Origin of the sequence: Nostoc sp. (genome assembly GCF_036917155.1) — a bacterium.
Taxonomy (GTDB): domain Bacteria; phylum Cyanobacteriota; class Cyanobacteriia; order Cyanobacteriales; family Nostocaceae; genus Nostoc.
In genome coordinates this window covers 1-11,151 of record NZ_JBALDZ010000156.1, presented here as the reverse complement: position 1 = coordinate 11,151, position 11,151 = coordinate 1, and the positions used below count along the sequence as shown (strand labels likewise).

Here is an 11,151-nt window from a genome sequence, read left to right as displayed (position 1 = left end):
ACGCATTTTATACCCCTTATGCCTTTAACCTCGAAGATTGGACACAACAAATATTGTATCTTTTGTCAACTACTTTTACTCGACCGGCGCTCTAGGCGGGGGTGTTTCCTCACGAATTTTATAATGCTTTTCGATAATTTCTTGCAACTGCTTCTTATCATTAGGAAAGTCTACATAGTAATATAGGCAACGCCGCAAAAATGGTGCAGGTAAATTACCTTTTTCTTTATTACTGGTTATGATGACAATTGGCCTACAGTCAATAGCACTATCTTTCGCATCTTTATGTGGGTAAGTAGCGCGAATTGTTTCCCCAGTTTCCTTAATCTTGAATTCCCAAGGCTCATCTAATACAGTCAGCAAATCATTAGGAAAATCCAAATCTGCTTTATCAATCTCATCAATTAACACAACTGCTGGACAAGTTTGGAGTTTAAATGCCTTTCCTAACGCTCCCAATTTGCGATAGTGCTTGGAATTAGCAGGATTACGACTTTGCCTTTCTTCGTCTTCATTCTCTTCTATTTCTGCTGCATCTACTGGTGGTGGTGCTACTTTCTGCGTTTGCACATCATGCAGTCTCAGAATTGCATCATATTCATATAGTCCATCCAAAGCTCTAGTAGTAGAGCGTACATCCCAACGGTAGAGGGGTAATCCTAACTCATAAGCAACAGCCGAAGCTAGACGAGTTTTACCACATCCTGCATCTCCTTCTAATAATAATGGTCGCCGGAGGTAGATGGCTAAATTAACAGCTTTTTTTAATTCCGATGACACCACATAAGGTTCTGGGTGCTTTGGCGAATCCTCATGTGGATTTTCTGGTCGGTGTTCGGGTTTGTTTTCAAAGGTTAATCTAGTACTAAAACTCATAAGCTACTCTATAAATTTGCTAACTTAGTGTACTCATTAAGGCATCACGAATATTTTTAGGAGTCCCACCCCGACTTGACTCGTAAACATCCTTAGCAATTGCAGTATTTATTTCTTTGGATAGTCCTGAGTGTTTTGTTAGCCAATCCCGAATATCTTTCTCAGTCCACTCTTTTAAGGGAATTTCCAAAATTTTGTATTTATCAAATTCTACTTCGGTACAAAAACAAGAAAGTTTTGCATATTCTTTACAAATATCAGTATCTGACATAGCAAGAAATATAAATTTTACTTGCTCAATGTCTTTAAAATGGCAAATCAAAGGGAGTTTTTCGACTAATGTTTTCCCAAAATTATTGACTAACCAGGAAAAGAAATCTTCTCTATTAGATAATAAATTTATTTTTCTTAATTCAATGAAAACAATACTCCCATTTTCTATAAACCCAAAAATTTTATCAATTACTGTTGAATATTCTCTCTCATTCTCGATTTCATCAATACCTAGATGTCCTCCTAATCCTTGCAAAAATCCTATTTCATCTAATCTTCTACCAATCGAAAATGCTATTTCATAATGCTTGAGGTCTGTTGTTTCCTCTTCTAACATTTTTTTAAATTCTAGCCGAAATAAATCTCCTGCCATATTTAAGCTATCGTTGATCAAAAAAAGCGCAGCCCCATCTTCTGTAAATTGCTCCAAAATATTTTTGACAATGCTAATCTGTTTTTTAAAGTCAATTTTAGGCAGCTTATCTTCCAATGCGCGAAAGCGACGATTAGCGTCTGCATTTAAATCATTACTATATAGCTGATGTTCTAAGTCATCTATTTTTTTGTCTAAATCCTCAAGTTTTCTTTTTAAACGAACTCGTTGAGCTTCATCTATTTCTGAACGATATTGATTGCTACAAGCCTCTTGCTCTTTCAGTAAATCAGCATATTCTAATTTAATTAATCTCCGTCTATCATCCTTTACCATGTAAATAAAATATTTTTCTATTTTAATATTAATTAATATCTATTGAAAAACAGAATCTCTGATTTATAGTTCATTTAACTGACGTTCTAAATCATCTATTTTTTTGTCTAAATTATCAAGTTTTCTTTTTAAACGAACTCGTTCAGCTTCATCTATTGCTGAACGATATTGACTGTTACAAGCCTCCCTTTCTTCTTGTAAATCTGTAAGTTCCTCTTGAATACGAAGTTTCTGACGTGGTGATTTTAGTGTTGATTCGCTTTCAGTAGAAGTTTTAGGTTGCTGTTGAACAGCTTGATTTAAAAAGCTCCATGTTTGCACTAACACTTTTGTCGGAATCATAAAAGCCGCTTTTACACCTTCTCGCTTTCTCTCTGCGGCGATCGCCATTCCTGCGACTCCCTGTAATGATTCATCCCAAATAGCAGCACCACTAAACCCCGGCTCAACCTGATAGCCAGTCGCTTGAATAGCTTCCATCTGTATCCATCCACTAGCCTGTACATCACGCAGCTCACCTGTCGCCCATACACCAACATCATGTCCTTGAGGAAAGCCAAATATCCGAAACGGATGTTTCCAGTAATCTGATGCAGTGACAAGCTGTACAGAACTCACCCCATTTGGTGGAGCATCTTCTAAATGTAGTCCAGCAATATCTTCTCCAATTTGTGGTGGATTGACAGGCTGCCAAAATACTACTTTTGCTTTGAGTTTTTGTCCAGGTGCAATCAGGGGAAAGTCAAGCTCTATAATGCCAATTGGCAATTCTTGAGTATTGCTTAAAATGCCCAATGCTTCCGCAATTACATGAGCGCAGGTAAGGAGATAGCGATCGCCAACTAAAAAACCAGCACCGACAACTGTGATTCCATTTTTATGGTATATCCGAGCGATCGCTGCCTTTAATGAATCTCTTTCAGAGAGCGATCGCTCTCTTTGGTTCTGTGATTGGACTGAATTACCTGAAGCTGACATCTGCTGTCCAACGTGAATGTTGTAGATGTCGCCGCCAATTTGCCCAGCATTCACTGTGCCAGCGTTGATTAACCCACCGCCAAACTGGGAATTGCGTAAATCGTTGCTGACTTGCTTTGGGTCTTCTGAATCGGGCATGGGTTTAGCTTGAGCGTTCTTAAGCGTCGTTGTTCTGAATGTTACCACCTATTCGTTCTAAGTTAACAGTGTTGACGTTGACCGTGCTACCTGTTTATGACTTGCGATCGCTTGCTTTGCTTTTATCTGATACTCAATTGTACAGACCAACAATTACCTTGAATCACGCTTGAAATCCATTTGTGCGAAGTGGTCTTGCAGCAGTTTGTGGATGAAGCGGTAACGACCACCAACACGCTGGATTAACATACGCTCAGTGCAGTAGTCGAGGAAACGGGCGTAGTTCCAAGGAATGTAACCATTGCGATAGAGGATAAGACGGAGGAAAAAATGTTGAATACAGGTAAAACCACCACAAAGCAACCAAATAACCAAAACACTGGAAACAGCAAATTTTAAACCGCTAATAATAGCTACATTTATTAAAGCTTCAGTGGTTCCCATAACATAAACTCCAGGTTCAGCAATTTTTATCAAATTATTCCCTGGAAAAACTATATATATTAAACTCCCTGTTATTCCTAGTATTAAACCACTAAATATACTGTATATTGTCGCATTCTTGAATGAATTTATAATTCCTTGATTGGGGATAAGCTTTGTTTCAAATTCCTCCTTTATCAAGCTTATAAATATTCCAAAAAGTAATCCACTTGAAACGCTAAAAATAATTGTTAAAAACATAGCCAATACTGCCCAAAATACAAATGTAAAATAATTAATATTCTTGAGTACATCAATTGCTATTGCTACATATAGGGCACATAAAGAACTATATAAAAATCCACCAATAGCACCTATAAATGATCCTAGTTTACAACCAAATATTAACCTTTTAAAGGAAAATTTTATTTTATCAGCCAATTGTATTGTTTCAGATAAGTTGATAATGAGGCTAATTACAAAGCCACTAACTAATCCAAAATCTTTACCAAAAATTAATCCTATAATAAAGCCGCTAAATAACCACAAAGCAATTTTAATAGTGAAATAATATATGCGTTTCTGAGCGATGGTTTGGAAACAGTCAGCTTGTATATCATCAATGGAAAATTCAGTCTTTGAACTACTCTGCAAATACTGTGCTAGAAACACCAGCCACCGTTGCGTCTGCTTTGTAACTGAAGCTTCCTGTTTACTGTACATCTGATTTACTAAACTTCGAGACATCATTTGTTGTATATATGCATTTAGTAAATATTCTAAGGGTGATATATTTGATGTTAAATTTATCCCCCTTTCTGTTGCCAACTCTTCATAAGAGAGTATTATTATACTCAGCATTAATGGTTTACGTACTAGTTCTAGTAATGTTGTATCAGTTTGTAAAAATTGCCAAAGCTGCGTTCTATTTAAATTAGCTAAGTAATTTTTAATTTGGTGATAGCTAAGTAATCGTAAGCATATTGCACCATTTAGTTGGAGCCTTTCGGGATAGTTAGCATACTCCTCCCAACGGCTACACACCAGTAAATACTTTGGACGGTAATCGCTTTGTAAAAATTCATTAATCTTTCTTACACATAGTTCCTGACGTGCTGACTCCAATTCATCTAAACCATCTAACATCGGTAGTAACTTAGCATTATCCAGCCATTTACTACTAATATCTTTTCGCACCCCATACTTCGATTTTAATTCCGCTACTAACCAATCATGTATTAACTGTCTATCATTCTTCCAATTCGAGAGGTTAAATAGTACCGGAATAGGGTAATCAGATTTTTTTTCTGCCCGTGCAATCAAGGCTTTTGCTAAATCTAATGTTGTAGTAGTTTTACCAGCACCAGGATTCCCTAAAATTAACAATTTACCTGCAATTTCTTCCTGGTCAAAAATTTCTAAAATTGTTGTCGTATCTGGGAGAGGTTCAGCAGGCTTTAAGCCAATTTTTATGTCAGCATCCCAAGGGCGTTTTACCTGTTGGGGTTGTGGCTCCTTTCCTAAATTAATCAGCACGGCATTGTGTAGAGATTGTCTTAACCGCACAGTCACTTCTTCCTTAACTGCGGCTAGTAGCGAACGCTCATTCTTCGGTCGAGCAGGGTTGCCTACTGGTGTTGTCTGCTGCCCTAAGAAAATATTCCAAATGTCGCCGCCTATTCTTCCAGCATTGACATTCTCAGCATTAATAAACCCGCCGCCAAACTGGGCATTGCGTAAGTCGTTGTTATTGCCTTGCTTCGGGTCTTCTGCGTCCGGCATAGTTAGTTTTGGCAGGCTTAAGCATTGTTGTTATGAATACTACCACCTATCTGCTGTGCATCAACATTAGTAGCGTCCACTATGCCACCAGTAAACTGCGAGTTTGGTTGATAATAAATTGAGACTTTATCACCAGTCTGAGCCAATAACTGATTTTGCTGGTTAATAGTGGAAAATAGCTGGTTGATTACTTTTTCTTTATCTTCAAGTCTTACTTGGTACTGCGCCTCTAATGCCCTAGCCGCAAATTCATAGCCCTGCATGAAGTCGCTGTGGATTTTCGCTTTATCTGCATCAGGGGAAACAGCTACTCGGACTACAAGAATGCCATCACCTTTTTTCTCAATGCTTTGGACATCTAACTGTGCGCCTTGGTTTTCGACCTCTAATTTTTTGAACGAATAAGCGAAAGCATCCCAGTCGATACCATTGCGGAAGATTAGGTCAAGTGTTTCTAAGGATTTTTGGAATAACTTAGTGAACTCGCCAGGGGCAAAGTTGCCACTGCTGGGACGGCGTTCTTGCTGGTTTTGGCAGAGGTAGATGTAGTCACAAATTACGTCAGTGAAGTTTGTATCACTGTTTATATGCCAGTCTTCTATGCAAGCTCCTGTTAAGTTTGCTGTGTTAAAATTGGTTGCTAGTGCTTTAGTTTCTATTAAGATAGCATTACTAAGATTAGCTCCAATAAGCTTAGATACACTCAAATCAGTTTCGGTCAGGTTAACTTGCCATAAATTAGCTTTAGTGAAGTTAGCAGCAATCAAATCAGCTTGACTTAAATCTGTTCCAATGAGTTTAGCCTCGCTTAAGTCAGAGCGGCTCAAATCTGCCCAACCAAAATCAACTCTACTAAGGTCAGCTTTTCTGAAAGTAGCTCGACTAATTTTTGCACCACTTAAATCAGCACCTTTAAAGTTAGCATTATTAAAGTTAGCTAATCTAAAGTCAGCACTAGGGAACTTAGCTTTTACAAAGTTCGGTTGTATAGAAGGATTTTTGTCTCGCCACTCATTCCAAACCTGCACTCCCTGTTTTAGTATCGCTAGATGCTCCTCATTCGCCATCACCAGCTAACCTCTCTGCTCATCTGTTGCAAACAAACTACTCCGCATCCTGCCACCCGTCGATTGATGCCAGCAGTATATTAATCAAAGGATTATCGATTAATTCCTTCAATGCTTCTGTTCCCCCAGCCTTCAACGCACCAATTACTCTTGCTTTCAGTGTGGGGTTACGCTCAATCTCATCGACTGCCTTAGCCACAACGCTCATCTTCTCCGATGTGGTAGTCGTGGGGTTTGTCTGGCTTAATTGGTTGAGAAGCTGCTGAATCTCTGCTGCGGCTTGGGCGAGGTTCTGCTTTTGTTCAGTGGAGTAGTTGGTAATGTTGCCGCCGATTTGTTGTGCGTTTACGGTATCAGCATTGACTAGACCACCTGCAAATTGAGCGCCTTGTAAGTTAAAACTAGAGCTTTTATTACTTACCCTTTGTTGGTTATTTTCACCTTGAACATTATTAATATCGCCATCAACTGAACCACCAACTGAAAAGCCACCGGGATTGTTAGTCATAAAACCTACCTGCTCAACATTTGAATAAAAGCTAGGACGCTGTAGTGCTGTGACTACCATATTCTGTAAATCAGCAATTCTGCTATCCTTCTCAGCGATAAGTGCTTTAACTTCTTGTTCTGCCAAAGCTTTTAGCTGATTATAAGTAGCAAAATACTCTGCACTCAGTTGCGATTTATCGGCTGCGATCGCTGTTTTGGCACGGAGTAGAAACTTATCTTCACCTCGCACTTCCATTCCTACAATCCGCAAATCAGCTTCTGGGTGGTTTTCTGCTAATTGCTTGAACGAGATAGCGATCGCTCTTGGGTCAACTCCCTGACTATGGTAAAGGTCGAGGGTGTCGAAGATGGGCTTAATGAAATCACCAAATTCTCCATCTGCAAACACTTCCTGGCGATTGTCTGGTTTGCGGTGAGGGTCGGGGTTGTCTGGAGTGGGCAGGCGCATATAAACGTACTCGCAACGCACTCCATCAAACTTGGTATCAGTGGTAATGTTCCAGTCTTCAATGAATGCGCCTGTGAGAGTTGCGCCTGTAAAGTCAGTGCCGTCGAGTTGGGTTTGTACTAGCTTTGCTCTGGATAAGTCTGCGTCTTTGAATGTGGCTTCACTGAGATCAGTACCTATGAAGCTGGCATCTGCTAGGTTAGCTTGTTGTAAGTTGACACCTCGGAGGATTTGACGGTCAAAGTTCTTTTCCTGTCCTTGACCTGTAATTAACAGTTGACGTACTTGTGGATTTTGAAGATAAGTTTTACTAGAACGAATAAAGTCAAGCATTTCAACTTGATGCCAACAGGTACGGGTTAGAATAGCTTTTCTGAAGTCTGTATTTCGGAGTGTGGATTGAGTAAAGATACTATTGGTTAAATCACAACCGCGAAAACTTGTACCTCCGATAGCAGCAAAGGCAATACTAATCTCTCTAATCCAAGTATTTTTCTCATCTCCAGCAACAGCACGCCAACCAGTATAAGCACTAAGTAAAATCACGGTTTCAGTGACGATGATAGAGCCATGTTGATACCCAGCAACAACAACAACTGCTACAATTGCTCCAGCAACGGCCACTCCTTCTGCAACTACGCTGGCAATAGCAATGACTATAGCAACAGCGACGGCGACAGCTCCTACAACTGCCCCAGCAACAGCAACGGCTCCGACAATGGCTGCTTCTTGACCAAACATCGCAACAGCAATAGAGCCTGTAATAGCAACTATAAAAGCCACTACTCCTAACCCAGCTCCAAACCCTTTATGGATAACGACAATAAAGAATACTGCAAGCACAAATAAAGAGGCTATGCCAACTGTAATATTCTCAAGTTTATTGCTGACAAATACAAAGACTACAAAATAGAAAGCAAACCATGAGAAAAAGCCAGAAATTCCTGCTAGCAACCATGAAATAATAACTAAACCAATTGTCCATCGCTTCTGTAACCCAGCTTTTGCATGACTAAAGTTTGCCCCTCTCAAATTAGCCCCACTAAAATCTGTCCCTCGAATATCTGCGTGACTAAAGTTTGCACCAGTCAAATCTTGACCTTTGAAAGAACGACCTCTAAGATTCTGGCGAGAGAAGTCTTGGGGCATGGCTAGGCTTGTAAAACGGAGGGTTTATGTTACATACAGCTTCAGTATGGGCTTTTACGGACTGTAACACAATATTTCTGTTGAAGTTTGTGTGTTTAGCGATCGCCTTTGTTTTTTACGAACTAACGTTGTGGCTTCCCACAACGCATTCACCTAAATTTAGCAAAGCTTTAGAACATAAGAGAAGTGCAATTGTTTACCAGGGGCAAGCGAACGTACTTCTCTGGTTTTGATGCAGCTTTATATTTGATGTAATGGTTCTTCTAGCTATAAGATGATGTAACAAAGCTGTAATTGAAGGTGAGTTAGTTGTCTGCTCTATTTGTGATAAATTTCACTCTTACATTACACTGCACAAGCTCATGCTAATCCGTTCTGCTACGCCAGATGATGTACCCGCAGTTCTGCCAATGGTGGCCAAGATTTGTGCTTTACACGAGTCTTGGGATAATGCTAAGTACGGTTTTCTACCGCATCCAGAACAGCGTTATGAAAAATGGTTAACGCGAATGGCGCAAAACGAGCGCAGCGTATTTTTAGTAGCAGAAGATGATCGGCAGCTTGTAGCATTTCTCATCTCAGCAGTAGAGCAAGAGATCCCAATTTATCGCTTGCGGGAATATGCGTTTATTTACGATCTGTGGGTAGAGCCAGAATACCGTCAAAAAGGTATTGCCCGACAGATAGTAATGCTGTGTGTAGAGCGTTTTGAGCAAATGGGAATCAAACAAATTAGATTAGATACGGCAGTAGTGAATGAAAACGCTCGAAAGTTGTTTGCATCCTGTGGTTTTCGGTTCAGTAATATCGAAATGCTCCGAGAAATTTAAGTATTTGCTGTCATGTCAAAAGTGCGTTCGTCCTACAGCCCTTCTCCTAAAGGAGACGCTGTTCGCGTTCGGGCATCCTACGGCAGCGTTGGCGCAGCCATCGCTTACCGAGGGGCTTGTGATCGCTATCAACTGCACAGGCAAGTAGAACACGGTTATTCTGCTTCTCTACGAGACTCTAAACGTTGTTGGTTGAAAAATCAGTTTCGAGTGTAGAAGTCAAAGCAGATCATGAGGGTGAAAGTTCCGCCGTGCCTGTTCTCAGTGCTGAAAAATGGTCGCATGAGGCGATTGTTGCAAGGGCAAATGTACGACCGCTACGTATGTAGAAACTCATGCGTTGCGGCAAATTCGGGCGAGAATCCGGGCTTTGACTCCTTGCAGGAGTGTTGGAATGATGATCCCGCGAAAGCAGATTGTGATCAAGAAGTTGCTGGTTAAGTTTCCGCAATGGGGAATTGCTTGTATGGATGGGGTGCTGGTGAAGTGAGATGCTAAAGTAAAATGATGCTAGAAGACCTAAGAAAAGCCAAGAAAGTCTGTATTGACTCTGACCAACTCTCAGTCACACCCAACAAAAACTTATGACTAGAGCGATAAATCGACAGTTTCTATTAGCTGCTCGTCCCGTTGGTGACATTAAAGAAAGCGATTTTGAGTACCGAGAAGAGCCAATCCCCAGCCCAAAAGATGATGAGGTGCTGGTACGTACTATATATCTGTCACTAGATCCTACCAATCGGATCTGGATGAGCGATATGGAGCAGTATATGCCTCCTGTTGAAATTGGGGAAGTTATGCGTGGCGGTATTATAGGTGTAGTTGAAGAGTCCAAAAATCCCAATTTTAAAAAGGGAGATTTGGTTTCTGGGTTGCTAGGGTGGCAAGATTACGCGATCGCCCTTGGAAACAGTGGCTTTTCGCTGACGCGATTACCTAATCCTCTACCTTGTCCGCTCAACGCATTTACCGGGCCACTGGGTGCTACTGGTTTTACAGCTTATTTTGGGTTATTAGATATAGGACAGCCAAAAGTTGGAGAAACTGTGGTCGTTTCAGCCGCAGCTGGGGCAGTTGGTTCCATTGTTGGACAAATTGCTAAGATTAAGGGTTGTCGGGTAGTTGGTATAACTGGCAGTGATGAAAAGTGCCGTTGGCTTACAGAAGAACTTGGCTTTGATGCAGCAATTAACTATAAAACTGGAGATTTAGAAAAAGCATTAGCTCAAGCTTGTCCCAATGGAATCGATGTGTATTTTGACAATGTTGGCGGAATAATCCTTGATGCCGTCCTAACCAAAATTAATCTACGTGCCCGTCTGCCTTTATGCGGTTTAATCTCAACTTATAATGCTTCAAAGCCTATTCCTGGTCCATATAATTACAGCCAAATTCTCATGAAACGCGCTCTCGTCCAGGGATTTATTATCTTGGATTATATTCCCCGATTTCATGAAGCGATAGCAGAGATTGGAAAGTGGCTAAACCAGGGGAAAATTAAATATGCTCTTGAGATTGTCGAAGGCTTGGAAAATGCACCCAAGGCGATCCTAAAACTTTTCGACGGTAACAAAAAGGGAAAACTGGTTATTAAAGTCTCAAATGAGCCTAACTGAAAAATTTATAAACAACCTCTAAAAGAGCTTAGAGGTTGTTTGAAAAGTAGTTTTACTATGACTTTCTTTGTAGCAAGGTCAAATGTGCGACCGGAGCGTATGCAGAAACTCATGCGTTACGGCGAACTCGGGGTTTGACTTTTTGCAGGAATGCTGTAACGATGATCCCGCGAAAGCAGATTGTGATCAAGAAATTGTCCGACTCCAATTTAAGTTGATTAAATCTAAGACGTAATCAACTGAGTTATCTATATAGTCGAATGGCACGCTTGAAAAGCTCTAAGCTGTGCGGAATAAGCGCTACAGATTTTAAAGCTATTGAACAGTGAATGAAGGTCTTGGGATGGAACAG

The 11,151-nt window shown here is 40.4% G+C and carries 9 protein-coding genes; 3 read left to right on the top strand and 6 right to left on the bottom strand.

From position 1 onward, the window contains the following. Positions 1–75: 75 nt before the first annotated feature. From V7K67_RS21025 to V7K67_RS21000, 6 genes are all read right to left on the bottom strand, one after another. Complete coding sequence (locus V7K67_RS21025; RefSeq protein WP_335168245.1) at positions 76–876, bottom strand: AAA family ATPase; 801 nt, start codon at positions 874–876, stop codon at positions 76–78. A 19-nt stretch (positions 877–895) separates the two neighbouring features. Then, a complete protein-coding gene (locus V7K67_RS21020; RefSeq protein WP_335168242.1) occupies positions 896–1,858 on the bottom strand; it encodes a hypothetical protein in 963 nt (320 codons plus the stop codon). Positions 1,859–1,921: 63 nt separating this feature from the next. Then, positions 1,922–3,022, bottom strand: a complete 1,101-nt coding sequence (locus V7K67_RS21015) for a trypsin-like peptidase domain-containing protein (protein WP_335168240.1) — start codon at positions 3,020–3,022, stop codon at positions 1,922–1,924. Positions 3,023–3,127: 105 nt separating this feature from the next. Beyond that, the gene (locus V7K67_RS21010) at positions 3,128–5,179 is read right to left on the bottom strand and encodes an NACHT domain-containing protein (protein ID WP_335168238.1); all 2,052 of its coding nucleotides are present in this window, start codon (positions 5,177–5,179) and stop codon (positions 3,128–3,130) included. 17 nt (positions 5,180–5,196) lie between these two features. Beyond that, positions 5,197–6,246 (bottom strand): pentapeptide repeat-containing protein, encoded by a 1,050-nt coding sequence (locus V7K67_RS21005; RefSeq protein WP_335168236.1) that lies wholly within the window; start codon positions 6,244–6,246, stop codon positions 5,197–5,199. A gap of 37 nt (positions 6,247–6,283) precedes the next feature. Next, a complete protein-coding gene (locus V7K67_RS21000; RefSeq protein ID WP_335168234.1) occupies positions 6,284–8,353 on the bottom strand; it encodes a pentapeptide repeat-containing protein in 2,070 nt (689 codons plus the stop codon). A gap of 362 nt (positions 8,354–8,715) precedes the next feature. Here V7K67_RS21000 and V7K67_RS20995 point away from each other — a divergent pair, with 362 nt between their 5' ends. The 3 genes from V7K67_RS20995 (at position 8,716) to V7K67_RS20985 (ending at position 10,799) form a co-directional block, all read left to right on the top strand. Then, positions 8,716–9,183, top strand: a complete 468-nt coding sequence (locus tag V7K67_RS20995; RefSeq protein ID WP_190944138.1) for a GNAT family N-acetyltransferase — start codon at positions 8,716–8,718, stop codon at positions 9,181–9,183. Between the two features lie 12 nt (positions 9,184–9,195). Then, complete coding sequence (locus V7K67_RS20990) at positions 9,196–9,399, top strand: hypothetical protein (RefSeq protein ID WP_335168231.1); 204 nt, start codon at positions 9,196–9,198, stop codon at positions 9,397–9,399. A 368-nt stretch (positions 9,400–9,767) separates the two neighbouring features. Further along, a complete protein-coding gene (locus V7K67_RS20985) occupies positions 9,768–10,799 on the top strand; it encodes an NADP-dependent oxidoreductase (RefSeq protein WP_335168229.1) in 1,032 nt (343 codons plus the stop codon). Positions 10,800–11,151 lie beyond the last annotated feature (352 nt).

Coding starts and splice junctions, on each gene's coding strand:
- V7K67_RS21025 (WP_335168245.1), bottom strand. CDS start 876: ATGAGTTTTAGTACTAGATTAACCTTTGAAAACAAACCCGAACACCGA.
- V7K67_RS21020 (WP_335168242.1), bottom strand. CDS start 1,858: ATGGTAAAGGATGATAGACGGAGATTAATTAAATTAGAATATGCTGAT.
- V7K67_RS21010 (WP_335168238.1), bottom strand. CDS start 5,179: ATGCCGGACGCAGAAGACCCGAAGCAAGGCAATAACAACGACTTACGC.
- V7K67_RS21005 (WP_335168236.1), bottom strand. CDS start 6,246: ATGGCGAATGAGGAGCATCTAGCGATACTAAAACAGGGAGTGCAGGTT.
- V7K67_RS21000 (WP_335168234.1), bottom strand. CDS start 8,353: ATGCCCCAAGACTTCTCTCGCCAGAATCTTAGAGGTCGTTCTTTCAAA.
- V7K67_RS20995 (WP_190944138.1), top strand. CDS start 8,716: ATGCTAATCCGTTCTGCTACGCCAGATGATGTACCCGCAGTTCTGCCA.
- V7K67_RS20990 (WP_335168231.1), top strand. CDS start 9,196: ATGTCAAAAGTGCGTTCGTCCTACAGCCCTTCTCCTAAAGGAGACGCT.
- V7K67_RS20985 (WP_335168229.1), top strand. CDS start 9,768: ATGACTAGAGCGATAAATCGACAGTTTCTATTAGCTGCTCGTCCCGTT.